24 protein-coding genes are annotated in these 22,901 nt (G+C 60.5%); 8 read left to right on the top strand and 16 right to left on the bottom strand.

From position 1 onward, the window contains the following. Window positions 1-46 precede the first annotated feature (46 nt). Window positions 47-262, bottom strand: coding sequence for a 30S ribosomal protein S21 (gene rpsU / locus MHM85_RS05235; RefSeq protein ID WP_016416934.1), 216 nt, complete (start codon window positions 260-262; stop codon window positions 47-49). A gap of 200 nt (window positions 263-462) precedes the next feature. Between rpsU and tsaD the strand changes: the two genes are divergently transcribed. Next, window positions 463-1,506, top strand: coding sequence for a tRNA (adenosine(37)-N6)-threonylcarbamoyltransferase complex transferase subunit TsaD (gene tsaD / locus MHM85_RS05230; RefSeq protein ID WP_153842601.1), 1,044 nt, complete (start codon window positions 463-465; stop codon window positions 1,504-1,506). Window positions 1,507-1,515: 9 nt separating this feature from the next. Here the strand turns inward: tsaD and plsY are convergent, their stop codons facing one another. Continuing rightward, the gene (gene plsY / locus MHM85_RS05225; RefSeq protein ID WP_139526516.1) at window positions 1,516-2,085 is read right to left on the bottom strand and encodes a glycerol-3-phosphate 1-O-acyltransferase PlsY; all 570 of its coding nucleotides are present in this window, start codon (window positions 2,083-2,085) and stop codon (window positions 1,516-1,518) included. Window positions 2,086-2,187: 102 nt separating this feature from the next. Here plsY and folB point away from each other — a divergent pair, with 102 nt between their 5' ends. Both folB and folK read left to right on the top strand, forming a co-directional pair. Continuing rightward, window positions 2,188-2,568 (top strand): dihydroneopterin aldolase, encoded by a 381-nt coding sequence (folB, locus tag MHM85_RS05220; protein WP_139526515.1) that lies wholly within the window; start codon window positions 2,188-2,190, stop codon window positions 2,566-2,568. Further along, window positions 2,565-3,110 carry a 2-amino-4-hydroxy-6-hydroxymethyldihydropteridine diphosphokinase gene (gene folK / locus MHM85_RS05215; RefSeq protein WP_139526514.1) on the top strand — a complete coding sequence of 182 codons (546 nt, stop codon included), beginning with the start codon at window positions 2,565-2,567 and terminating at the stop codon, window positions 3,108-3,110. The genes folB and folK overlap by 4 nt, the downstream gene beginning before the upstream one ends. On the opposite strand, the gene MHM85_RS05210 is transcribed toward folK, so the two are convergent. Together MHM85_RS05210 and MHM85_RS05205 are read right to left on the bottom strand one after the other, a co-directional pair. Next, window positions 3,107-4,243: a polynucleotide adenylyltransferase gene (locus tag MHM85_RS05210; protein ID WP_153842600.1), complete on the bottom strand. Its 1,137-nt coding sequence runs from the start codon at window positions 4,241-4,243 to the stop codon at window positions 3,107-3,109. The genes folK and MHM85_RS05210 overlap by 4 nt on opposite strands. Beyond that, the gene (locus MHM85_RS05205; RefSeq protein ID WP_139526512.1) at window positions 4,244-5,059 is read right to left on the bottom strand and encodes a symmetrical bis(5'-nucleosyl)-tetraphosphatase; all 816 of its coding nucleotides are present in this window, start codon (window positions 5,057-5,059) and stop codon (window positions 4,244-4,246) included. It abuts the gene before it with no gap. A 362-nt stretch (window positions 5,060-5,421) separates the two neighbouring features. On the opposite strand from MHM85_RS05205, the gene MHM85_RS05200 reads away from it, so the two are divergent. After that, window positions 5,422-6,876: an FAD-dependent oxidoreductase gene (locus MHM85_RS05200; RefSeq protein WP_239285499.1), complete on the top strand. Its 1,455-nt coding sequence runs from the start codon at window positions 5,422-5,424 to the stop codon at window positions 6,874-6,876. A gap of 6 nt (window positions 6,877-6,882) precedes the next feature. On the opposite strand, the gene apaG is transcribed toward MHM85_RS05200, so the two are convergent. Genes apaG through MHM85_RS05175 form a run of 5 tightly spaced genes read right to left on the bottom strand, consistent with a single transcriptional unit; the run spans window position 6,883 to window position 12,694 of the window. Next, window positions 6,883-7,260, bottom strand: a complete 378-nt coding sequence (apaG, locus tag MHM85_RS05195) for a Co2+/Mg2+ efflux protein ApaG (RefSeq protein WP_139526510.1) — start codon at window positions 7,258-7,260, stop codon at window positions 6,883-6,885. After that, the gene (gene rsmA, locus MHM85_RS05190; protein WP_139526509.1) at window positions 7,257-8,099 is read right to left on the bottom strand and encodes a 16S rRNA (adenine(1518)-N(6)/adenine(1519)-N(6))-dimethyltransferase RsmA; all 843 of its coding nucleotides are present in this window, start codon (window positions 8,097-8,099) and stop codon (window positions 7,257-7,259) included. Before rsmA ends, apaG begins: the two co-directional genes overlap by 4 nt. A 26-nt stretch (window positions 8,100-8,125) precedes the next feature. Next, on the bottom strand, window positions 8,126-9,169 hold the full coding sequence (gene pdxA / locus MHM85_RS05185) for a 4-hydroxythreonine-4-phosphate dehydrogenase PdxA (protein WP_139526508.1): 1,044 nt from the start codon (window positions 9,167-9,169) through the stop codon (window positions 8,126-8,128). After that, the gene (locus MHM85_RS05180; RefSeq protein WP_139526507.1) at window positions 9,169-10,209 is read right to left on the bottom strand and encodes a peptidylprolyl isomerase; all 1,041 of its coding nucleotides are present in this window, start codon (window positions 10,207-10,209) and stop codon (window positions 9,169-9,171) included. Before MHM85_RS05180 ends, pdxA begins: the two co-directional genes overlap by 1 nt. 37 nt (window positions 10,210-10,246) lie before the next feature. Continuing rightward, window positions 10,247-12,694: an LPS-assembly protein LptD gene (locus tag MHM85_RS05175; RefSeq protein WP_139526506.1), complete on the bottom strand. Its 2,448-nt coding sequence runs from the start codon at window positions 12,692-12,694 to the stop codon at window positions 10,247-10,249. A 70-nt stretch (window positions 12,695-12,764) separates the two neighbouring features. Between MHM85_RS05175 and MHM85_RS05170 the strand changes: the two genes are divergently transcribed. The 4 genes from MHM85_RS05170 to speD all read left to right on the top strand — a co-directional run bounded on the left by MHM85_RS05170 (window position 12,765) and on the right by speD (window position 15,962). Continuing rightward, window positions 12,765-13,775 (top strand): phosphotransferase, encoded by a 1,011-nt coding sequence (locus MHM85_RS05170; protein WP_239285502.1) that lies wholly within the window; start codon window positions 12,765-12,767, stop codon window positions 13,773-13,775. Beyond that, a complete protein-coding gene (murU, locus tag MHM85_RS05165) occupies window positions 13,772-14,434 on the top strand; it encodes an N-acetylmuramate alpha-1-phosphate uridylyltransferase MurU (RefSeq protein ID WP_239285504.1) in 663 nt (220 codons plus the stop codon). The genes MHM85_RS05170 and murU overlap by 4 nt, the downstream gene beginning before the upstream one ends. Before the next feature lie 94 nt (window positions 14,435-14,528). Then, on the top strand, window positions 14,529-14,948 hold the full coding sequence (locus tag MHM85_RS05160; protein WP_139526503.1) for an OsmC family protein: 420 nt from the start codon (window positions 14,529-14,531) through the stop codon (window positions 14,946-14,948). Between the two features lie 219 nt (window positions 14,949-15,167). Continuing rightward, a complete protein-coding gene (gene speD / locus MHM85_RS05155) occupies window positions 15,168-15,962 on the top strand; it encodes an adenosylmethionine decarboxylase (RefSeq protein WP_044629679.1) in 795 nt (264 codons plus the stop codon). 82 nt (window positions 15,963-16,044) lie between these two features. Here speD and lpxL read toward each other — a convergent pair whose 3' ends face one another. The 7 genes from lpxL to surE all read right to left on the bottom strand — a co-directional run bounded on the left by lpxL (window position 16,045) and on the right by surE (window position 22,879). Then, a complete protein-coding gene (gene lpxL / locus MHM85_RS05150; protein ID WP_219861585.1) occupies window positions 16,045-16,959 on the bottom strand; it encodes an LpxL/LpxP family Kdo(2)-lipid IV(A) lauroyl/palmitoleoyl acyltransferase in 915 nt (304 codons plus the stop codon). 12 nt (window positions 16,960-16,971) lie between these two features. Continuing rightward, window positions 16,972-18,072: an alanine racemase gene (gene alr, locus MHM85_RS05145; RefSeq protein WP_239285506.1), complete on the bottom strand. Its 1,101-nt coding sequence runs from the start codon at window positions 18,070-18,072 to the stop codon at window positions 16,972-16,974. 240 nt (window positions 18,073-18,312) lie between these two features. After that, window positions 18,313-19,287: an RNA polymerase sigma factor RpoS gene (gene rpoS / locus MHM85_RS05140; RefSeq protein WP_139526500.1), complete on the bottom strand. Its 975-nt coding sequence runs from the start codon at window positions 19,285-19,287 to the stop codon at window positions 18,313-18,315. Window positions 19,288-19,437: 150 nt separating this feature from the next. Then, complete coding sequence (locus MHM85_RS05135) at window positions 19,438-20,478, bottom strand: peptidoglycan DD-metalloendopeptidase family protein (protein WP_219861589.1); 1,041 nt, start codon at window positions 20,476-20,478, stop codon at window positions 19,438-19,440. Between the two features lie 28 nt (window positions 20,479-20,506). Further along, window positions 20,507-21,472: a DUF368 domain-containing protein gene (locus MHM85_RS05130; protein ID WP_219861591.1), complete on the bottom strand. Its 966-nt coding sequence runs from the start codon at window positions 21,470-21,472 to the stop codon at window positions 20,507-20,509. Next, window positions 21,469-22,146, bottom strand: a complete 678-nt coding sequence (locus MHM85_RS05125) for a protein-L-isoaspartate(D-aspartate) O-methyltransferase (protein WP_139526497.1) — start codon at window positions 22,144-22,146, stop codon at window positions 21,469-21,471. Before MHM85_RS05125 ends, MHM85_RS05130 begins: the two co-directional genes overlap by 4 nt. After that, entirely contained in the window at window positions 22,133-22,879 is a 747-nt protein-coding gene (gene surE / locus MHM85_RS05120; protein WP_153842593.1) for a 5'/3'-nucleotidase SurE, read from the bottom strand. Before surE ends, MHM85_RS05125 begins: the two co-directional genes overlap by 14 nt. Between the last annotated feature and the right edge of the window lie 22 nt (window positions 22,880-22,901).

Raw genomic sequence — 22,901 nt, 5'->3', positions numbered from 1 at the left:
CTCTTGGGATAACCGGTCAATTGCGCTGGCTATCCCCAGGTACGGATCAATAGAGCCGTTCGAAACGCTTACGCTCACGCTGCAACTTCTTAGCGTGACGTTTTACGGCAGCGGCCGCTTTGCGTTTACGCTCAGCAGTCGGCTTCTCGTAGTGCTCGCGACGACGTACTTCAGACAGAACGCCAGCTTTTTCGCAAGAACGCTTGAAGCGACGCAGGGCGACGTCAAACGGCTCGTTATCACGTACTTTTACAGAAGGCATTAAGCACTCACCTACCTTAAGGAGTCTTGAGTTCGGATAGTACGCACACCGAACACAACGGTGTACGACCCAGTTTTACAGCGCACAGTAGTCTAGTCGCGGTTGGCGATCTTTGCAAATGCTTACGCCCCTCTACTGCCATAATGCTAGACTAGCCGGTTTGTAACCTCTGCCTTACCACCTACACGAGTTCTTTTGCCATGCGCGTACTGGGCATTGAAACGTCTTGCGACGAAACCGGCGTCGCCATTTACGATACCGCGTTCACCGGCGGGCGCGGCCTGTTGGCCGATGCGCTGTATAGCCAAATCGCCATGCATGCGGAGTACGGCGGCGTCGTGCCGGAGCTGGCCTCCCGAGATCACACCCGCAAGCTGTTGCCGTTGATCGAGCAAGTATTGAAAGACGCCCAGCTCACCCGCCAAGACCTGGACGGTATCGCTTACACCGCCGGACCGGGCCTCGTCGGCGCGCTAATGGTTGGCGCCAGCACTGCCCACGGCATGGCCAAAGCGCTGAACATACCGGTGCTGGGCGTTCACCACATGGAGGGCCACCTACTCGCCCCGATGCTGGAAGATGACGCCCCCGATTTCCCGTTCGTGGCCCTTCTGGTCTCGGGCGGCCACACTCAGCTAGCCGAAGTACAGGGGTTAGGGCACTACCAACTGCTGGGGGAGTCGGTGGATGACGCCGCCGGGGAGGCTTTCGACAAGGCCGCCAAAATGCTCGGCCTTGCTTATCCAGGCGGACCGCTGGTCGCAAAGCTTGCCGAACAGGGCGACCCGACGCGCTTTCGTTTTCCGCGCCCAATGACTGATCGTCCGGGGCTGGACTTCAGTTTCTCAGGCCTTAAAACCCACACCCTAACGGCTATTCGACAGCTAGAAGCGGCAGACGAACTGGATGATCAGGCGAAGGCCGACGTTGCGCGAGCCTTCGAAGAAGCCGTCGTCGATACACTGGTGATCAAATGCCGCCGCGCCCTTGACCAAACCGGCCTAAAACGCATCGTGATGGCAGGCGGCGTCAGCGCCAATACTCGCCTGCGTGAACGGCTAGCGCTGGAGACCCAAAAGCGCCAAGCCCGTGCTTATTACCCTCGCGGGCGCTTTTGTACCGACAACGGCGCCATGATTGCCTATGTCGGTGCGCAGCGCTTGGCAGCCGGCGAGCGGGATGACAACGGCGTGATGCAGGCGACCCCTCGCTGGCCGCTCGATACGCTTACCGCACCACGGTAGCTCTCGCGCCTATCCGCGTAGGGGCGGCTCTTCCCCGCGGCGCAAACGGCGAATATTGAGGCCATGGCGGGCCAATACGAGCAGGCTAAAGCCCCCTACGACGCTGACGTAGCCGGGGGCTAGCCAGAGACACAGCAGCGGTGCCAACAGCGCGCTAACGAGCGATGCAGCCGCCGCCGTGCGCAAACGCCACGCGAGTAGCGCCCAGCAAAGCGCCGTGAGCAGCGCCACGCTGGGTACCAGCACCAACAGCACGCCAAACGCGCTGGAGACCGACTTTCCGCCGCGAAAGCCGTGCCAGATCGGATAGCTATGACCCAGCAACACGGCCAGCCCCACAATTCCCTGCAACCATACCGGCAGCGCCAGCAGCTTGGCAGCCAGTACGGCAGGCACCCCTTTTAACGCATCGAGCAGCAGCGTGGCCGCGGCGAGCCTTGGACCATATAGGCGGAGCACGTTCGAAAATCCTGGGTTGTAAGAGCCGCAAAACCGTGGATCCGTCACACCGGCCCACCGACATACGCTCACCGCCGCCAGCCAACTACCGCTCAAATAACCGATTACGATCCATATCATGGACTGCCTACCCTGGCATGGGCGGCCGACGCCGCTGCCTTACTGTCGTTTCTGGTCATCCTCAAGTACAATCGCCCGCTTGTTGACCCTGGGGGAAGGCCTGTGGACCGCATTTTGATCGAAGCACTCACCGTCGACACCGTCATCGGTGTGTACGACTGGGAACGCACGATAACGCAATCGCTGAGCCTGGATCTATCGCTGGCAACAGATATTCGGCCAGCGGCCGCCACGGACGAGCTACGCCTAACGCTGGATTATGCCGCTATCTGCCAGCGAATCCAGCAGTTTGCCGACGAGCATCAATTCGCCTTGGTGGAAACGTTCGCAGAGCGCCTTGCTGCCTGCTTGCAGCACGAATTTCCGATCAGTTGGCTTCGCATGACCGTCCGCAAACCCGGTGCCGTTCCTCAAGCGGCCAGCGTCGGCCTGGAAATCACGCGCGGCACGCTGCCGGAGGCCACGCAGGACACATCGTCATGAATCTGGTCACACTCAGCTTGGGCAGCAACATCGATCCTGACACCCATATCCGACTTTGCCTAGACGCCCTGGAAGATACCTTCGGCCCGCTGCAGATATCACGCATTTTCGAAAGTGAGCCGGTCGGCTTCAACGATAGCCGCAACTTCTACAACTTGGTGGTCGCTTTCTATAGCGACTGGTCGGTGAGCGAGCTTCAAGCATGGTCCAAAGAGCTCGAAATCGCCCACGGCCGAACGCCGGACATGATGAAATGCAGCCCCCGCGCGCTGGACATCGATCTACTGACCGTCGGCGATGCCTGCGGGGTCATCGATGACGTCGCGCTGCCGCGTGGCGAAATCACCCGTAACGCCTTCGTGCTTCAACCCCTGGCGGAGCTTTTGCCCAACACGCGCCACCCCGCCTGCCAAACCCCCTATGCCACACTCTGGAAGCGCTTTACCTTAGGCGACCAACGCCTATGGCCGATCGATTTTCACTGGCGAGGCCGCTGGATTTCCCAAGCCGACCCGCAGCTCCGGGTGGCCATAGCGCGCTAGCGCGACGCCCCCTCGTCTAACGCGCCTGCCACCGCTTTTTGGCGATGCTGGCGCAGCGCGTCTCCTAGGGCGGCGCCACGATACCCCTCACCGAGCAATGCCTGGGGGCTCACTGCCTGAGCGGCTTGCCACGCCTTCTCAAGCCGGGGTTGGCGCGCCGGTGCCAAACGGCTGACAAGTTGTAACTGCGCAATGACTTGAGCGGGTTTGCGCCAGCCATCCAAGCGCTCCAACCAGTGCAGCACTCGCTCATCGTCGAGCGGTTCATTGAGCAGCGCTTTCGTCAGCGCGGTATGGCGGGCCAACTGCGCCACCGCGTTGGGCAGCCGCAGCCTGCTCGCTAACGCGTCGCGCTGCTCATCACTAAGCACCGACACCAATAGCGCATAGCGCCAGTGGGCCAGCGCGGGTGACGAGGTCTCAGGCGCGCTGGCTAGCGCATCGAGGGCAGCAGCCAACGTTTCGTCATCGGCAAGTTCCGGCCACCAAGTGGCCAGCGCTTGGCACTCGTGTAGCGTCGTGAAATAGCGCTCTGGATTGGGTTCGCCAAGCGCTTTTTCGGTCTCGACCCACACCCGCTCTGCGGCGAGATGGCCAAGTTCGCCGCTTTCACTGACATGACGCATCAACGCCTGGGTATCTGGGGCGATGGCAAAGCCCAGATGCGCATAGCGAGCTAAAAAGCGCGCGGTACGTAGCACCCGCAGCGGATCTTCGCTGAAGGCAGGCGATACGTGGCGCAACAGGCGTTGCTGGATATCCTGCCGACCGTGAAACGGGTCGGTCAGCGCTCCGTTAGTCCCTTGAGCGATGGCATTGATCGTCAGGTCACGCCGTGACAGATCTTCTTCCAGCGTCACGTCCGGGCTGGCATACACATCGAAGCCCCCGTAGCCATGACCGGATTTGCGCTCGGTGCGCGCCAGCGCATACTCCTCTGACGTATGGGGATGCAAAAAAACCGGAAAGTCGCGACCCACAGGCTTGAAGCCCCGCCGACGCATGTCGTCCGGCGTCGCCCCTACTACGACCCAGTCGTGATCGACCACCGGCCAGCCCAGCAGCGCATCCCGCACTGCTCCACCTACCCGGTACACCTCTAACCCTTGGGTAAGAGCATCCTGTTGAAACACTTAACGGCCTCCTTGCTGGCTAATCACGCAGGTGCGCTCGCCGGTCTCCAGATTCATAGCGGTCAACGCGCCGCCCCATACACAGCCGGTGTCCAGCCCCTCGACGTTGATCTTGGCGTGGGGCGTGCGCCCCTCCAACGCGGCCCAGTGGCCAAACATTAGGCGTATATCATCCTGACGTGGAAACTGGAACCAGGGAGCGAATCCATCAGGGGCGCTATCGAGCCCCTCTTTGGCCGCAAAATCGAGACGCTCCTGGGTGTCGATGAAGCGCATCCGGGTCAACACGTTGACGATACAGCGCAGACGATCCATGCCTTCCAGGTCGTCCCGAAAACGATCCGGCTGATTGCCAAAAAGCTGGGACAGAAACTCGCCCGAACGCTCGCTCTGAAGTGCCGACTGCACTTCACCGCTAAGCGCTAGCGCCTGCTCGGCACTCCAACTTGGCAGTAGGCCCGCGTGCGCCATGAGCGTACTCTCCTCGCGCACGACCAGGGGCTGGTTCTGCAGCCAATCCAGCAGCGACTCACGCTGGGGAGATGCCAGAATATCGTCCAAGGTATCGTTCTTTTTCAACTTGCCGCCCCCACGAGCCACCACCAGCAAATGAAAATCGTGGTTGCCCAGCACGCAGCGCACGGCCCCCCCCAACGCCTTGGCCTCCATCAGGCAAGCGAGCGAACCAGGGCCGCGATTAATCAGATCCCCTACCAGCCAAAGCCTATCCTGGGCCGGGTTGAAGCGTAGTTTTTCCAACAGGCTGACAAATTCGGCATGGCAACCATGGAGATCGCCAATGGCGTACGTACTCATAGGCTAAGGCCTTGTGATGAATGGAATGAAAATGATGGACAACACGCCTAACGACTCAGGGGAACGCCTCGGCGTTATCTCCCTCCAGCAGCACAAAAATTCTGGAGCAATCGGCAAAGTTACATCACTATGTACTCAGACAGCTCGCGACTCTCTGTTAAGGATAACGGTACGCTGATGAGCCCTTACTTGCCGCGTCACTCCCCGATCGATCTTGCCCGCCGAGACGTTTTAAGATGCCTGCTTGTTTCGACAGGCACCGTGCTCACCCTAAGCCGGTGGCCGATAGCGGCTGCACAATCCGTCTCTCCACCGGCGCCGGTACTGGTGAACGGTTGGCTGCTAAGCGCTGAAGATCGCTAATGTATCTCGCCTTTGACACCCTCGCGACCCAAGCAACCGACTACGACATCTGCATCATCGGTGCCGGTGCAGCCGGAATCGCCATGGCCGTGACGCTGGCTGAGCAAGGCCATCGTACGTTGCTGTGCGAAGGTGGAGAGGCCTCTTACAGCGAGCGCTCCCAAGCCATTTACCGAGGCGAGGTCGTCGGCGACACCTACATTCCCCTGGATGACGCACGCCTACGCTATTTAGGTGGCTCTACCAATCACTGGGGCGGGGTATGTAGGCCTTTGGACGCCCACGATTTTACTGCAAAGACGGCCGCCCCTGATACGGCTTGGCCAATTACTCAAGAGGCGCTCGCGCCCTATTACACCCAGGCCGCCAAGCTACTGAATTTAACGCAGCCCCATGCCGATTACCCGGTGCCCGGCTCAGGATTTGAGCGTATTTACTTCTCTTTGGGCAACCCTGTGCGGCTGAAAGATAAATATGCCGCCACACTCAATGCGTCTGCCCATGTTAACTACTGTCTGACGGCCAATTTGGTGGCGCTTGAACGTCACGCTGGCCGAGTCGAGCGCGCCACCTTGCGTAACTTTCAGGGGGATGAGTGCCAGGTTCGTGCACGATACTTCGTACTCGCCTGCGGCGGCATCGAAAACTCGCGACTGCTGCTGTGGTTAAACCAGCAGTCCAATGGTCAGCTTATCCGCAACGCCTCGACATTGGGTCGCTATTGGATGGAGCATCCGCATGCTTCCGTGGGCCAAGCACTGCTGTTTGAGCCGCAGGCACTGGGGCTGGATCAAGAGTACAACGTCTTTTTATCCCCCACTCCCGATATGCTTTCCAAGCGCCAGTTGCTCAACTGCGGCCTGCGCTTACACCGCATGAACAGGGAGGCCACTCAGCAGTTGATCAATACGCTGTCACAAGACGCGCCAGCACTAGGAGAACAGCTCTCCACGTGGCAAGCCCAAGGTCGCGTCATGCATGGCGTGATTCTACGCGCCGCCTGGGAGCAGGAGCCGCGTTTCGACAATCGAGTGGCGCTGGATACGGAGGTCGATGAGTTCGGTATCCCACGCAGTCGGCTTATTTGGCAGCAGTCAGCGCTAGACCGCCACACCATTCGCGACAGTATGCTGCTACTTGGAGAACACCTGCTCAACCAGAATATCGGGCGCTTAAAGCTCGCTGATTGGTTAGCTGCCCAGCCTGTCGTAATGCCCAGCGAAGGCGAGCTGGCGGGGCGCCACCATATGGGCGGTACTCGGATGAGCCATCGCGCCGAACAGGGGATCGTCAATAGTGACTGTCGCCTGTTCGACCAAGAAAACATGTACTTAGCGGGGTCAAGCGTGTTTCCAAGCGTCGGCCACGCCAACCCTACGCTGACGATCGTTCAACTGGCGTTGCGCCTTTGTGACCATTTAGATCGTCAACTCAGGCGACCGTCCCACGCCTGATCAGCGTCAATGTAGCTGCCGTGGAACGGCGAGCCGAAACGGTGCAATGGGCACGTCGAAGGCTCGTTGGGTATAGGTATTGAGCAGCGTATAAGCCCCCTCCATCACCCCCACCGGCGTTTGTAAGATCGCTCGACTGGTGTAGCGAAAACGCTGACCAGGGCCAATCAGCGGCTGCTGGCCCACCACGCCTTTGCCGCGTACCTCTTGGCTATCGCCGCTGCCCTGGGTGATCTTCCAGTAACGCGCCATTAGCTGCACGCTATGTGGGCTTTGATTGTGGACCGTTACGGTGTAACTAAACACGTAGCGGGATTCACTGTCGCTCGACTCGGCATCACGAAACTCGGGCGTAACGCTGACCTCGATCTCCAAACCACTCACCCCTCGTCGCCTCCCTGGCGGTCGTTGTCTGCGCTGGCCGACTCGTTGGCCGCGACCTGATTGGCGATGGTGACGTACTCCGCCACCGTCAGGGTTTGCGGGCGTCGCGCCGGGTCGATGCCCAACGCTTCCAACGTCTCGGCGCTGACCCGCCCTTTCAGGTTATTGCGCAGCGTTTTACGCCGCTGCCCAAAGGCCAGCTTGACCAGTTCGAACAGCAGGGCCGGATCGTCGGCGATGTGGGGCAGGTGCTCAAAGGGAGTGAGACGCACGATCGCGGAGTCCACCTTCGGGCGCGGCACGAAGGCCTCCGGAGGCACGATGAACAGCTGATCGACCTGACAGTAGTACTGCGCCATCACCGACAGGCGACCCCAGTCGGTGCTGCCCGGCTCGGCGGCCAAGCGCTCCACCACCTCTTTCTGCAGCATGAAGTGCATATCGGCGATGGCGCTACCCATACTCAGCAAATGCACGATCAAAGGCGTGGAAATGTTGTAAGGCAGGTTACCCACTACCCTCAGCGCCGGGCCCTCGCCCTTGAGCTCGGCAAAATCGAACTTCAGCGCGTCGCCTTCATGAATCACGAATTCAGGGTAGTTAAAAAACTGTACTCGCAAGCCTGGAACCAGATCGCGGTCCAGCTCGATCACCTCCAGCTTTCCCGCCGCTTCCAGCAGCGGCGCCGTCAGTGCACCTTGCCCGGGGCCAATTTCGACGAGTCGGTCGCCTTCGCGTGGCCCAATGGCGCGGACGATACGCGAAATGATGCCGAGGTCACGCAGAAAGTTCTGACCGAAGCGTTTACGAGCACGGTGCTGCTGAGGCACTTGAGACATCTAACAGTGTTCCTTGGAGGGTTGATTCATGAAGCGGCCAGGGAGCTGGCACGCTGAGCGGCAAGCCGCTGCGCGAGGGCAAGCGCGACGCCCAGGCTATTGGGGTCGGCAGTACCGTGGCCCGCCAAATCCAGCGCGGTGCCGTGGTCCACCGAGGTACGCACCAGCGGCAGCCCCAGGGTAATGTTCGCGGCCTGACCAAAGCCGGCGTATTTTAGCACTGCCAAGCCCTGGTCGTGATACATCGCGAGAACGGCATCGATCCCGGCCAAATGACGCGGCGTGAATAGCGTATCGGCGGGCAGCGGCCCTTGGATATCCAACCCGTCGGCACGCAGCGCGTCGAGGGCCGGAATGATCGTGTCCAGCTCTTCGCGCCCCAAATGCCCTTCCTCCCCGGCATGGGGGTTGAGGCCGCACACCGCAATGCGCGGATTCGAGATGCCGAATTGGCGCTTCAAGTCAGCGGCCAGCAGGCGAGTAATCTGGGTGACCCGCTCGAATGTGATGGCATCGGCCACGTCACGCAGCGGCAGGTGAGTCGTCACCAGCGCCACGCGCAAATCGCCGCTGCCTTGCCAAAGCGGGTTCTTGGCATGCAGCGCGGCATCGGTCGCCAACAGCATCACCACCTCATCGACGCCACAGGCGTCGCGCAACCACTCGGTATGGCCGGTGAAATGGGGAAAACCCCCTTCGATGATGACCCCTTTATGCAGCGGCGCGGTGACCATAGCCGCAGCCTGCCCTGCTTGGCAGGCGTCTACGGCGATTTGCAGTGTCTCCAACACGTAGCGGGCATTGGCGGGATCGAGCACCCCAGGCGTGGCAGGCGCTCGCAGTGTGGCGGGCCACACCACCAAACGCCCTGGAGAGGATATATCCAAGCCACCCGGCGTGGCCTCGACGACCTCTACGGCCAGCCCGAGCAGCGCGGCGCGCTGGCGCAGCATCTGCGGGTCACCCACCGCCACCGTGTTGGCTAATTGCCCACGAGCGGCCAGCATCAGCGCAAGCTCTGGCCCGATGCCCGCGGGCTCACCGGTGGTCAACAGCAGCGGCCGCGTCATTAGAGACGAATATCCACGAAGGCCTGTTCACGGATTTCACGCTGCCAGGTTTGCAGCTCTTCGTTGGCACGACGCTGGAAAATCGCTTGGCGCACCTGCTCACGACGGCTCTCTTCGGTCACGTCCTGACGGCGACGCTCCAGCACTTCGATGACGTGATAGCCGAACTGCGAGCGCACAGGCTCGGAGAGCTGGTTCGGGCTGAGAGACGTCATGGCTTCTTCAAACGCAGGGACCGTTTGTCCAGGGCGCACCCAGCCCAGGTCGCCGCCGTTCATGGCGCTACCACGATCGTCGCTGTACTCACGGGCCACCGACGCGAACTCTGCGCCCTGCTGTAAACGCTGGCGAGCCTCTTCTGCGCGGGCACGGGCTTGGTTCTCGTTACGCGTAGGCGTCAGTTCCACCAGGATATGGCGGGCACGGGTTTCTTCGATAAAGGCTTGGCCCTGCTGCTGGCTCGGCTGCTGGCTCAAGAAACGCTCCACATCGCGATCGGAGACCGTGACACGCTGACTGATCTGGCGCTGCTGTACTTGGCGCATCAACATTTCACGACGTACGTCTTCGCGCACGTCGGCCAGGGTAATGCCGTCGGCTTCTACCGCATCGGCAAACTGGTCCAGCGTCATGCCGTTGGATTCGGCAATGCTGCGCAGCTGGCGGTTGAGTTCGGTGTCATCCACGCTCAGATTGGCTCGGCGGGCCATTTGCAGCTGGATTTCATCCATGACCATACGCTCCAACACTTGCTGGGCCAGCTGGTTACGCGGCGGCAAATTGCCGCCCTGAGCCGCTGCTTGCTGCTCCACCTGGGCAATGCGGTCATCCAACTCGCTGCGCATGATGACGCCATCATTGACGACTGCGACGACGCTATCCAACTGCTGACGCTGGGCCGACTCGAAGTTTTGCGCATGAACGGTCAGCGGAACCAGCGCCGCACCCGTGCCCAGGCAGAGCACCATCAGGCTGCCTGCGGACAGCTGGGTGGCTCGTTTCTTCAGCGCGCAGCTCAGCAAGGTCTTTCTGATCATCATAAAAAGTCTCTTTCAGTCGCTATTTTAAAGTGGTCGTTCATAAGGGCGTGGGACGGTAGCCAGGAATCGCCTGTTCAAAGTAGCCGTCGGCCTCTTGGCCCACGCCACCTAGACCACGAAACACGAAGCGCAAAAATAGCCCGCGGTCGTTGAAGTCATCGCCAACCCGCGCCGTATCGTTGTCGTCGATCCATTCACGCCATACCAGCTGTACGCCGTAGCAGCAGTCGTTCCACTGCAGGCCCGCGAGCTGTTCCAAGGGACGGTTGTTGGTTTGATCGTGCAGGTAGCGGCCAATCAAATCAATCCTTGGGCTCGCTTTCCACGCCAGCGAAAGATCCCACTCTTCACGGCTGTAGTCGCGGAAACCATCGTCCCCCGGCACCACGCTCGGATCGAACCCTTCGATCTCCCAACGGTAGCCAAGGTTCACTACGTGCCCCTCCGGATGGCGATAGCGAACGTCCACGCTGGATCGCTCGGTCTGTTCACGCTCATCATCGTAAAGCCACTCGTAACCGGTACTCCAGCGATCCGATATTTGCCAATCCAGGCGAGTGACCAGCGGAGAGCGGTCACGGGTGGCCTGATAGCGGCTTTCCGGATTCACGGAAGGGTCTTCGCTGGGGCGCGGCGGCAGCGTGTCCGGGTCGCCTTCGCTATCGATGCGCCGCTCGGAGAAATAGTAACTTTGACCGACGCCGAAGGTGAGCCGGTCCCGACCAGCGCTATCTTCGATCAAGCGTGACTGTACGCCGAGCGAGACGCGGTTGAGGTCGCCAACGCGGTCAGCTCCAGAGAAGCGGTGCGGCGACCAGAGCTGATCCCAGGAGAACGCCCGCTCACGACTATCGAAATCGGGTAGTTGGGTCTGGTCGGTGCGCGGCACATAGGCATAGTTCACCCGGGGTTCGAGGGTTTGGCGATAATCGCGCCCGCCGAGCTCCAGTTCACGTTCGAAGACCAAGCCGCTATCGATGGAGGTGATCGCCACGCTGCGCGAAGGCGAGGTGGCGCGATCGGTCACCCGATCGCCATAATCCAATTCGTACGCGGTGTGCCAAAGCTCGGTGCGCGGCTCGATATAGCCCCAAGGCTGCTCGTAGCGCCAGCCCACGGCGGGCGTCAGGTGCAGGCGCGAACCGATGGCCGCTTCGCGTTCAGGAACTCGCCGCTCATCCACGTCGCGCCAGAAGTAGGTCGCGTTCGAGCGCCACTGCGTATACAGGCCGTTGTCTAGCTGCCAGTTGGCGTTGGCGGTCAAACTCGGCAGGCGGTAGAACGGACGATCGGTATCGCTGAGCGGGTCTTCCAGGCGCTGAAAGCCCTGGGCCCTTGCGTCGAGCTGCCAGCGCTCACCGCGATAATCGACCTGGGCCAGACGCTCCATACTGACGCGGTCGCTGTTGCCGAACTCGCCGCCAAAGTCGTCGAAATAGCGGCCATCGCTGGCCGCGCCGTAGCGCAGTCGATAGTCGCTGCGCGGCGTGAGCCGTCCTGCATGCTGAGCATCAATGTACCAGCGGTCGTCGCCTTCGAAGCGGTTATCGCCGTTATTGGTGCCGCCGTCGCTATCGAGATAGCCGCCCTCCACCAAGCCCTGGCTACCCTCGAGCAGGTAGCGATACTCTCCGTTGAGCAGCAGACCACGGTCCGACATCCAGCGCGGGGTAATGGTGGCATCCTGGTTCGGTGCAATGTTCCAGTAGAAAGGCTGCGTATAATCGAAGCCATCGCTTGAGAAGCTCACTGACGGCGAGAGCAGCCCGGTATGGCGGCGGTCATCGATGGGGAAACGCAGCCACGGCCAGTAAAATATCGGGACGTCTTTGACTTCCAGCCGCGCGTGACGGGCGGTACCAAACCCCGAGGCTTGATCGAGACGAATATCGCTACCCACCAGTTGCCAGCTATTGGCACCGGGGTCACAGGTAGTAAACGTAGCCTCCTGAAGGCGGTACTGATTTTCGCCAGTCTGCTCTAGCTGTCGGGCTTGCCCACGCAGATGCTGTTCGTAAAGCACGTAGTGGCTGTTACGCAGCGAGGCGCGATCTTCGTTCAGCATCAGCGTGGCTTGTTCACCGCGCACGAGGGCCTGTCCATCACGAATGGCCAGGCTCCCCTCGGCATCCACCCGCTGGCGATCCGCCGGAAGAAAGACGCGCTCGGCCTCCAGCTCGGTATTACCTCGGCGCAGCACCACATCGCCCCGCAGCAAGGCTTCGCCATCGGCGGCGTAGTCCACTTCGTCGGTTTCCACCGAAAGCGTTTCTGGGTTCTGTTCCGCTGGCAAGCGGTAGCCGGGCATCACATAGCGCCCCCGGCATAGCTGTTGCGACGCTTCGTCTTGGCGCCAGGCCTGCCAGTCCAGCGCCTCTGCGGGCAGGGTTGGGTCCTGTGCCACCGCTGAAAACGAGGCGCCAGCGAGCAAACTGCCCAGCAGCGTATGCGCAACCGGTACGGTGCGCGAGATTCGCTTGCCCATGTTCGTTATCCTTGGCATCCAGAATCGGTATTATACAGCCCGCATGATGCCCGACCAGCAAGGAGCTTGCATGTCCTCTTCTCGGATCGACGCCCTCACTCAGTGGGCGGCGCAACACCACGGCCTCGACCGTGCCACTCTTCGCCTCTCTGCTGCGGGCGGTGACGCCAGTTTTAGGCGCTATTTTCGGCTAACGCTACCGGATGGCAACACGCAAATCATCATGGATGCGCCACCTGCCCAGGAGGACTCCGCGCCGTTTGTGACCATCGGCCAGCGCTGGCACGCCGCCGGGCTACCGGTTCCCGCCATTCACGCCAGCGACTTGGAGGCCGGCTTTTTGCTGCTCGACGATCTGGGCGATACGCCGCTGCAGGCTACCTTTACCGACCCGACACGCACGAAAGAGAACTACTTGGCGGCGCTGTCACTGATTGCCGAGTTGCAAAACCGCGCCAATCCGGCCGCTCTTCCCGCCTACGATGCCGCCCTGCTCGCCCGGGAACTGGATCTCTTTCCCGAATGGTGCCTGGAGCGCTGGCTGTCGCTATCCGCTCCCGATAGCTGGGAAACGCTGCGCACGAGCTTGATCGAGCGCGCCCTAGAACAGCCGGTGGTGAGCGTTCACCGCGATTTCGATGCGATGAATCTGATGTGGCACGATCAGACGCTTTATATGATCGACTTTCAAGACGCCGTGGCAGGCCCGCTCAGCTACGACGTCATTTCGCTGTTGCGAGGTCGCTACTGCCGTTTCAGCGCTGACCAGTTTGCCGCGCTGGTGAGTACCTTCTATCAGCAAGCCCGGCAAGAGGGTCGCTTGACCCGCTCGGTGAGCGAGGCTGCCTTTTTGGCCCAGTGCCACGCGATGGCCGCCCAACGCTCGCTCAAAGTCCTGGGCATTTTTTGTCGATTGACGCTGCGTGACAGCAAGCAAGGCTACTTGGCCCGCCTGCCGCACTTTTTAAGCCACTTGGAAGATAGCTTAATGGCCCTTCCCGAACACGATGAGTTTGCCGACTGGGTCCGCGAGGTGCTGCGCCCCGCCATTCTCCAGCGCCTGGAGGCATCAGCGCCATGAAAGCGATGATCCTAGCAGCGGGCTTGGGCAAACGGATGCGCCCACTCACCGACCACTGCCCGAAACCGCTGCTACCCGTAGCGGGCAAACCGCTGATCGTCCACCACCTGGAGCGTTTGAAGCGTGCGGGCATCGAGGAGGTGGTGATCAACGTAAGCTACCGTGCCGAGCAGATCATGGAGGCGCTGGGTGATGGCTCGGCACACCAACTGCACCTTCACTGGAGCGTGGAGCCACAACCACTCGAAACCGGCGGAGGCATTCGCAAGGCGCTGCCTCTGCTAGGTGAGGCGCCGTTTTTACTCGTCAATGGCGATGTGTGGTGTGATCGCCTGCCCAGCGCGGCCGCGCTGACAGAGGGCGATCTTGCCCACTTGATCTTGGTGGACAACCCGGAACACCACCCAAACGGCGATTTTGCCCTCGACCGGGGCCGCGTTACGCCAATGGGAGAGCCACGCCTGACCTACGCCGGTATTGGCATCCTACACCCCGAACTCGTCGCTCGAGAGCCCCTTGGGGCGTTTGCACTGGCACCGTTACTAAAGCAAGCCATGGCCAAGCAACGAGTCAGCGGTGAGCATTTTTCCGGCCACTGGGTAGACGTAGGCACCCCGGAGCGGCTCGCCGAACTGGAACAGCATCTGGCGCAGCCTTGACGCCTGTTAACCGCGCGCGATGAAGCCGTGCGCTGTCGCCTAGAAATGTTATGCTGCGCGACTTACCTATCGTCGCCAAGATGAGGAGAGCAACGTGAAAGCACGGGTAAAATGGACCGATGGTCGTCAGTTCGTCGCAGAGTCGGGTAGCGGGCACAGCGTAGTTATCGATGGTCCGCCCGATCACGGTGGCCGCAATACCGGCCCGCGGCCGATGGAAATGCTGCTGATGGGCATGGGAAGCTGCACCGCTTTCGATATCTTGAACATTCTCGATAAGGCCCGCGCCGATGTCACCGACTGCGTGGCGGAGCTCGACGCCGAGCGTGCCGACGAAGTGCCCTCTGTGTTTACCAAGATTCACGTCCACTTTGTCGTTACAGGCCGCAGCCTGAAAGAAAAGCAGGTACAACGGGCGGTAGAGCTGTCCGCGGAGAAGTATTGCAGCGCCTCGATTATGCTCGTCAACGGCGGCGTCGAGATTACTCACTCCTTCGAGATTATCGAAGCTTGAGCCCTGCGCCGCGAGACGGTCGCTCTGCGTCAAAAAAAATCGCCTGGCCGGATGCAACCCACGCCACGGGCGGGCATAATACGCCCGCTTGTTTCTCCCCCTACTGCGTAGTGCGGGGCCGCGTCGGACGTCGCGGCTGCTTCAGCACGGTAACAAGTGTTTATCGGTTCCGGCGCTGGATCGTCGGGGTGTCTTCATCTGCCATAGGGAGGTTCGGACGTGTCAGATAATCTCCGACTCCACGGGTTCAACAACCTGACCAGCTCGTTGAGCTTCAATATTTACGACATCTGTTACGCCAAGACCGAAGAGCAGCGTGCGGCTTACATCGACTATATCGATGAGCTCTACAACGCCGAACGTTTGACGCAGATTCTCAAGGACGTGACCAATATCATCGGCGCCCACGTGCTGAATATTTCACGCCAGGATTACGAACCCCACGGGGCGAGCGTCACCATCCTGATCGCCGAGCACGAGCTGGATGAACCCACGCCGGGTCAAACCGAGCCGGGGCCGGGCCCGCTACCGGAAACCGTGGTCGCGCACCTGGACAAGAGCCACGTGACGGTGCACAGCTACCCAGAATCGCACCCGGACAACGGCATTAGTACCTTCCGTTTGGATATCGATGTCTCGACCTGTGGTCATATCAGCCCGCTGAAAGCGCTGAACTACCTGATCCACAGCTTCGACTCCGACATCGTGACCATGGATTACCGCGTACGTGGTTTTACCCGGGACGTGGATGGCAAAAAACTGTTCATTGATCACGATATCACGTCCATTCAGGACTACTTGGCAGAAGATACCAAGCAGGCCTACCAGATGATTGACGTGAATGTGTATCAAGAAAACATGTTCCACACCAAGATGCTGCTCAAGGATTTCGAACTGGATAACTACCTGTTCGGCACCTCACGTCGCGACATCACCTTCGAAGAAGCACGAGACATCGAAAGCCGTCTGCGCAAAGAGATGCTGGAAATTTTCTACTCCCGCAACCTCGACTAATACATGGCTGTAAGACCGCCTCGATACCAATGAAAAGCTGCCCGCGGGCAGCTTTTTTCTTACCTTGACTGGGCAGCGATGGCTAGTAAACACTCTCCTCGCCCTCTGGGCGAGTCTTGAACCGCCGATGCAGCCATAGATACTGCTCGGGATGTTTGCGTATCGCCCGCTCGATGAAGACATTCACCCGCGAGGCATCGGCCATTTCATCCCCACTAGGGAAATCCTCGAACGCCGGCAAACACTCGATGGTGTAGGTGCGATTATCCGGGTTGCGGTGGAACATCAGCGGAACGACGGGGGCGCCCGTCATGCGGGCGATTTTCGAGGTGAGACGGATGGTCGCCGCCGGCTGACCAAACAGCGGCGCAAAGACGCTGACATCGCGGCCGAAATCCTGATCCGGTGAGTACCACACGATGTGCCCCGCTTTGATGCGGCGCACCACGCCGCGCAGGTCATGGCGATCAATGGCTTGGCCAAAGATGCGTGAACGTGCTCGGGTCATGAATCGCTCGAAGAGCGGGTTGTTATGGGGGCGGTAAACCACATCTGCCGGGAAGAACAGCGAGTGTAACGCCCCGCCTAAGTCCAGCGTCGAAAAGTGGATACCCACCACCAGCACGCCTTTGCCCTGGGCTTTAGCGCGTGCAAGGTGCTCTTGGCCGTGATAGGCCACTCGATGACGCAGCCCTTCGGCATCACGACACCAGCCAGTTGCGGTTTCGACCAAACCGATCCCGTTGGCAATGAAGGTCTCTTTGACCAGTTGGCGCTGCTCGTCGGCGCTTTTTTCTGGAAAGCAGAGCGCGATGTTCGTGGCGGTGATGTGCCGACGACGCTTCACGAAGCGCCACGCCAGCAGGCCAATCGCTTTCCCCACCCAGAGCTTCACGCGCCAAGGAAGCCACGCGGCCACGTACATAAGGCCAATCGCCAGCCATGTTGGCCAGTAACGAGGGTGCGCAAAGGAGCGCGGATTAGACGCGTTAGACATACCGATAACCGTTCAAACGTTAGCCCCATGATAACGCCGAGGAGCTCTAGGCAGCACCCCGGTGAGCAGTGTATAGCTGATGGTAGCGCAATAGCGGGCCACCTCATCCACCGGCAGTACGGCGCCATTGCTGGCTGCTCCCCATAGCACCACTTCACTGCCAATGGCCGCGTCGGGTACATCGGTCACGTCCACCGTCAGCATGTCCATCGACACCTTTCCAGCAATCGGGCAGCGCTGGCCATTAACTAGCACCGGCGTGCCGTCGACCGCGTGGCGATCATAGCCATCGCCATACCCTGCCGCCACCACGGCAATCTTGGAGGGACGCGGAGCCTTCCAGCGCCCGCCGTAGCCGACCTGCTCGCCGGTATCGAGTTCGCGCAGCGCGATGATTTCCGAGCGTAACGACATGACCGGGCGTAGCTGGCGGGTGACGTCGTTGGCCACTTCCAGCGGGTCGCTGCCATAGAGCATCACCCCAGGGCGATTCCAATCACCGTGAGCGACTGGCCAGGCCAGCGTCGCCGGAGAGTTGGCCAAACACAGCGGTGCCTTCAGTTCATCCGCTAGCCCTTGCAGCACGCGCATCTGCTGGTTGAAGACGCTAGGGTCTTGGGCATCGGCACTGGCAAAGTGGCTCATCAGATGCAGCGCCGTTACCTGGGGTGCGTCGACCAGCCGCTGCCACACGCTGACCGCTTGCTCGGGCGAGAACCCCAGCCGGTGCATGCCGGAATCCACCTTCAGCCAAACAGGAATCGGCTGCCGGGGCGAATAAGACAGCAGCGCCTCTACCTGCCAGGCGCTATGAACGCTGATCCACAGACGGTGTTCATCTACCAGGGCCAGCTCGTCGGCGTCGAAGATACCCTCGAGCAGGACAATGGGGGCTTGGATACCGCCTTCACGCAGGCTCAACGCTTCTTCGATGCACGCCACGGCAAAGGCCGGGACGTCGGCTTCCAGCGCACGGGCGCAGGCCAGTGCTCCATGCCCATAGGCGTCGGCTTTGATCACCGCTACCGAGCGGCTTTGCGGGGCGCAGCGACACGCCAGTTGATAGTTGTGACGCAGGGCGTCCAAATCAATATGGGCCACTAGCGGGCGCATGGCATTCTCGCTCTTTCATCTACCATTTCATTCACTATCTCGTTCACCCTCTCATTCACTCCTGCATGGGCAGGTAGTGCCGCTGGCGGATGGACAATGCTGACACGATCAAGCGTCCCGCCCGGCAGCGGTGGAAAACCTTTCGCCCAAAAACAGCGCACCGAGTGGGTCACTCGGTGCGCTATCGGTGCTGCGTGCCTAGGCTTGGCCAGAACGGCTGACGCGACTCACGACGATCGCCTAGCTCTCGAAAATCGCGTCGAGAGAGAGGCCCTGTTTTTCCAGCGAGCGGCGTAGCTTCTTTAGCGCTTCTACCTGGATTTGACGCACCCGCTCACGGGTGAGACCAATTTCGGCACCCACTTCTTCTAGCGTTGCCGCCTCGTGGCCGCGCAGACCAAAGCGACGCACCACGACTTCTCGCTGCTTCTCGCTCAGTTCATCCAGCCAGTGGTCTACGTGCTCACGCACGTCGCCGTCCACTAAGCAGGCTTCCGGGCCGAGTACTTCATCATCGGTGAGCGTATCGATCAGCGGCTTGTCGCTTTCGCCTCCCATGGGATAATCCACCGACGATACTCGTTCGTTCAGCCCGAGCATTTTCTTGACCGTCTCGACCGGCTTGTCGAGATGTTCGGCAATCTCTTCGGCGGTGGCTTCGTGGTCCAGCTTTTGGGTCAGTTCACGAGCAGCGCGCAGATAAATATTCAGCTCTTTAACCACATGGATAGGCAGACGAATGGTGCGCGTCTGATTCATCAACGCACGCTCGATGGTCTGGCGAATCCACCATGTGGCGTACGTCGAGAAGCGAAAACCCCGTTCGGGATCGAACTTCTCTACCGCACGGATCAAACCAAGATTACCTTCTTCGATTAGATCGAGCAGCGTCAACCCCCGGTTCAAGTAACGTCTGGCAATTTTAACCACCAAGCGCAAGTTCGACTCGATCATCCTCGAACGCCCCAGGGCATCGCCTTTGCGCGCCAAGCGTCCGTAATACACTTCTTCTTCCGGCGTCAGTAGCGGAGAAAAGCCAATCTCATTGAGGTAGATCTGTGTCGCGTCCAAGCTTTGAGTCGATTGACGGTCTTCACGGCCCAGCGCTTTTTCGAACGCATCCTCTTCGGCTGTGGCGTCGTCATCGGCGTCATCCAACGCCTCTTCAACTTCATCCAGGTCAATCTCCTGTAGGTCCTTCTCCAGCATACTCATGGTCATACCCCCGTGGTTTCGCCTATCCGCCATGTAGAAAAGTAAGGGTGGTCGCACTTCCTGTGCGCGTGCACCTTATTGTTATATGACGCCCTGATTCAGCTGTTCGGGTAGTCTTGGCAGGTCTACCTTACACCCGCCAAGGGATGACTAGCGAGAGGGCAGATAGTCCAACGGATTTTGCGGCTGGCCATCGCGGCGCACCTCAAAATGCAGTTTGACGGCATCTGCATCGCTATCGCCCATCGTGGCGATGACTTCACCAGCCTCGACGACATCATTCTCTTTTACGCTCAAACTATCATTGTGTGCGTAGGCACTGAGAAACTGATCGTTGTGTTTCAGTAGTATTAGGTTACCGTAACCGCGTACGCCGCTACCGGCGTAGACCACGATCCCAGGACCTGCAGCACGGACAGGTTGCCCCTTTTGTCCGGCGATATCAATCCCAGCGGTGATGCTGCCGCCTTGCCCGAACTCGCCGGTCACTTGGCCGTCGGTGGGCCAGCGCCAGTCGATGTTTTCGGCAGGCGTAAAGGTCCGTGACGAACGATCGGTGCGGGCAGCTTGAGCCGGCTCAGCGGCAGGCTCTGGTGCGGCGGCGGGTGTCGGCTCAGGTTCCGGCGCGGGTGCCCGCTCGGGCTCGGGCTCCTGCTCGGGCTGAGTGCTTGGCTGCTGGGGAGCAGCCACCTCAGACGACTCGGTAGCGGCAGCGACCTGTTGAGACGCCTCGACCGCCGTGCGCTCCGCACGCTCTGCCGTCAGCCGCTGGTTGCGCTCGATGGCACTCTCGTCCGGCAGCAGCCAGTCGAGTTCCTGGTCATTGCTCGCCACGGCAGTGGCTTGTGGTTGTAGCCCCGTAGCAACGGCACCGCTGGTCGAAGCGGGTGACGCGTTGCCGCCAGACGCAGTCGACATGCCTCCCGCGCCTTCACGCAAAGCGATGGTTTGACCAGGATAAATTTGGTAAGGCGCGTCGATATTGTTGATGGCGGCGAGCTGGCGATAGTCCAGATTGTGCTGCCACGCGATGCCATAGAGCGTATCGCCTGCTTTGACGGTGTACTGTGGTGAGTTTTCCACCGCACGGCGTGCGTCGCTCAAATCGCGCACCTGGGGGGTGTTGGACTGCTGACTGGCACAGCCACTCACCGCCAGTGCAAGCACCGTCATCATAAAAACCTTACGCATGGAAAACCTACTCCTGTTCAACGCCGTGCTAACGATCAATGGAACGATTATCTGTCGAGTGATGCTGGGCATGAGTGGCCGCACGACGGTTGAGCGCTACGACGAGTAGCGCACCGACGACCATCAACGTTATCACGCCAGTTACCTGTGCCGACGCCCCTGTCAGCACGGCGTAATCGCTGGGTAACAAATAGCGGTAAGCCAGCGGGATCATCTGCCCATCGGGGCCTAGCTGGTAGCGTAACAGTTCACGCCAGGGCCAGAGAACCGGTAGCGAGCCGATAATGAAGCCCAGCAGCAGCTGCAACGTCGCGCCATGGTAGCGCCGTAGCAGCCACGATAGCAGGCGCGACGAGAGTGCCAGCCCCACCACACAGCCCATTCCAAACAGTATGATAATACCGATGTCGAAGCTGCGAATAGCCCCCATGATGGTGCCGTAGAGCCCCATCGTCAGCAGTAAAAAGCTGCCCGATACGCCGGGCAGCAACATGGCACTGATCGCAATGGCACCCGCCAGGATGACGACCAGCGACTCGTTACCCACCATGAGTACCAGCGGCATCAGGCTCGGCAACCATTCGGCGAGCATCAAGCCAATGAGCAGCGGCAGCAAGTACCAAATTTTCCATCGATCACCGGCTTGACCGACCACCAAGGCCGACGCCGCGACCAGCCCAAAAAAGAAGCCTTCCAACAGTAGCGGATGGGCCTCCATCAGCCACAGCGCCAAGTGGGCAACGCTGAACAAGCTGACCGCCACACCCAGCAGCAGCGGCAGCAAAAACGCCACGTTCAGATGCTGCGACAGCCCTTTCCAGCCGCCGCTGCGCCATGCGCCAAGAGCGCTGGGGCCAAACTGCTTGATGGTATCGATGAGTTCTTCGTAAATACCGGTAATAAAGGCAATCGTGCCTCCCGAGACGCCGGGAACGGCATCGGCCGCGCCCATCCCAGCGCCTCGCAAAAACAGTCCTAGGGGTCGACGCTTCAATCCACCACTCCTTGCAATAAAGGTACGAAACGCACGGGTTCTAAGCGGCGCTTTTCGAAGGCGGAGCCAATCCGCTTGATTTGGGTCAGCCACTGGCTGCCGTCTGGCTCTTCCAGCGGCGCGATCATCACGCCATCGGGGCGTAGCTGTTCCAGCAGCGCCTCAGGCAGCGTTTGCGCACAAGCGGTGAGCAGGATGACGTCGAAAGGGGCTGCTTCCGGCCACCCCTCACCGCCATCGGCGACGGCCAGCGTGGCCGGTGCTTGCAGCCGCCAAAGACGTTCGGCGGCACGCTCGTGCAGGGTATAGATTCGCTCGACGGAGTAAAGCGTTTCTACCAGCCGCGATAGAATCAGCGTTTGATAGCCTGAGCCAGTGCCCACTTCTAGCACACACCGGGGCGATGCGCGCAGCACTAACTCCGTCATGCGCGCCACCGTTAGCGGCTGCGACAGCGTTTGGCCGAAGCCAATGGGCAGTGCGGTGTCTTCATAAGCACGATGGGCCAGCGCTTCGTCGACGAACAGATGGCGAGGCTCGCTGGCCATGACGTCCAGTACGCGCGGGTCGCTCACGCCTTGCTGGACCAGGCGCTCGATCATACGATCTCGAGTGCGCTGAGAGGTCATGCCCCGCCCGCGCAGCTCCCTAGGGGATAGATCAGGCAAAGGCATCCAACCAATCCTGCACATCACGACGCGCCGGGTGGCGCGTTAAATCGGTTTGCAGCGGCGTGATCGACACATAGCCTGCATCGACGGCGGCAAAGTCAGTATCCTCTCCGTCATCCGCATTCGCCGCCACCGGCGCGATCCAGTAGCGCGTACGCCCTCGGGGGTCTTTGACGGGCACCGGTTTTTCTGCGGGCCCGCGATAGCCGAGACGCGTGACCTTGACACCCTTGATCGCTTCCCAGGGAACGTCTGGCACGTTCACGTTCAGCAGCGTGCGCGGCGGCAGCGAGAGCTGGTCGGCCGCGCCGATCAAGCTGGCAGCAAACTTGGCTGCCGTGGCAAAGTGCTGGGTGCCGCATAGCGACATGGCGATGGCCGTCATGCCGAGATTGCGTCCCTCCATCGCGGCGGCCACTGTGCCCGAGTAAAGCACGTCGTCCCCCAGGTTACTGCCATGATTGATACCCGAGATGACCAGATCCGGACGCTCGTCCCACACGCCGTTGACGCCCAGATAAACGCAGTCCGCGGGCGTGCCATCGACACTGTAAAAACCATTCTCCAGCGCGGTGAGCGACAGCGGACGCGACAGCGTGAGCGAGTTACTTGCGCCGCTACGGTCGCGATCCGGGGCGACCACACGCAAATGGGCATGGGGCAAAAGCGCCTCGTAGAGCGCACGTAAGCCAGGAGCATGGACGCCGTCATCGTTGGAAAGCAGCAGTCGCCGCATCAGAACCTCCTTCTTACTTCGG

It is taken from the genome of Halomonas sp. McD50-4 (genome assembly GCF_022348135.1).
Taxonomy (GTDB): Bacteria; Pseudomonadota; Gammaproteobacteria; order Pseudomonadales; family Halomonadaceae; genus Vreelandella; species Vreelandella piezotolerans.
The sequence above is the reverse complement of the archived record's forward strand: the minus strand, read 5'-3'. Positions and strand labels throughout refer to the sequence as shown.

What these genes read in the sequence shown, in the direction of transcription:
- MHM85_RS05180 (WP_139526507.1), bottom strand. Translation starts at nt 10,209, where the DNA reads ATGATGATCAGAAAGACCTTGCTGAGCTGCGCGCTGAAGAAACGAGCC.
- surE (WP_153842593.1), bottom strand. Translation starts at nt 22,879, where the DNA reads ATGCGGCGACTGCTGCTTTCCAACGATGACGGCGTCCATGCTCCTGGC.
- rpoS (WP_139526500.1), bottom strand. Translation starts at nt 19,287, where the DNA reads ATGAGTATGCTGGAGAAGGACCTACAGGAGATTGACCTGGATGAAGTT.
- MHM85_RS05175 (WP_139526506.1), bottom strand. Translation starts at nt 12,694, where the DNA reads ATGGGCAAGCGAATCTCGCGCACCGTACCGGTTGCGCATACGCTGCTG.
- rsmA (WP_139526509.1), bottom strand. Translation starts at nt 8,099, where the DNA reads ATGTCTCAAGTGCCTCAGCAGCACCGTGCTCGTAAACGCTTCGGTCAG.
- MHM85_RS05135 (WP_219861589.1), bottom strand. Translation starts at nt 20,478, where the DNA reads ATGCGTAAGGTTTTTATGATGACGGTGCTTGCACTGGCGGTGAGTGGC.
- pdxA (WP_139526508.1), bottom strand. Translation starts at nt 9,169, where the DNA reads ATGACGCGGCCGCTGCTGTTGACCACCGGTGAGCCCGCGGGCATCGGG.
- rpsU (WP_016416934.1), bottom strand. Translation starts at nt 262, where the DNA reads ATGCCTTCTGTAAAAGTACGTGATAACGAGCCGTTTGACGTCGCCCTG.
- plsY (WP_139526516.1), bottom strand. Translation starts at nt 2,085, where the DNA reads ATGATATGGATCGTAATCGGTTATTTGAGCGGTAGTTGGCTGGCGGCG.
- murU (WP_239285504.1), top strand. Translation starts at nt 13,772, where the DNA reads ATGAAAGCGATGATCCTAGCAGCGGGCTTGGGCAAACGGATGCGCCCA.
- MHM85_RS05125 (WP_139526497.1), bottom strand. Translation starts at nt 22,146, where the DNA reads ATGCCTTTGCCTGATCTATCCCCTAGGGAGCTGCGCGGGCGGGGCATG.
- MHM85_RS05200 (WP_239285499.1), top strand. Translation starts at nt 5,422, where the DNA reads ATGTATCTCGCCTTTGACACCCTCGCGACCCAAGCAACCGACTACGAC.
- folK (WP_139526514.1), top strand. Translation starts at nt 2,565, where the DNA reads ATGAATCTGGTCACACTCAGCTTGGGCAGCAACATCGATCCTGACACC.
- tsaD (WP_153842601.1), top strand. Translation starts at nt 463, where the DNA reads ATGCGCGTACTGGGCATTGAAACGTCTTGCGACGAAACCGGCGTCGCC.
- MHM85_RS05170 (WP_239285502.1), top strand. Translation starts at nt 12,765, where the DNA reads ATGTCCTCTTCTCGGATCGACGCCCTCACTCAGTGGGCGGCGCAACAC.
- lpxL (WP_219861585.1), bottom strand. Translation starts at nt 16,959, where the DNA reads ATGTCTAACGCGTCTAATCCGCGCTCCTTTGCGCACCCTCGTTACTGG.
- alr (WP_239285506.1), bottom strand. Translation starts at nt 18,072, where the DNA reads ATGCGCCCGCTAGTGGCCCATATTGATTTGGACGCCCTGCGTCACAAC.
- MHM85_RS05205 (WP_139526512.1), bottom strand. Translation starts at nt 5,059, where the DNA reads ATGAGTACGTACGCCATTGGCGATCTCCATGGTTGCCATGCCGAATTT.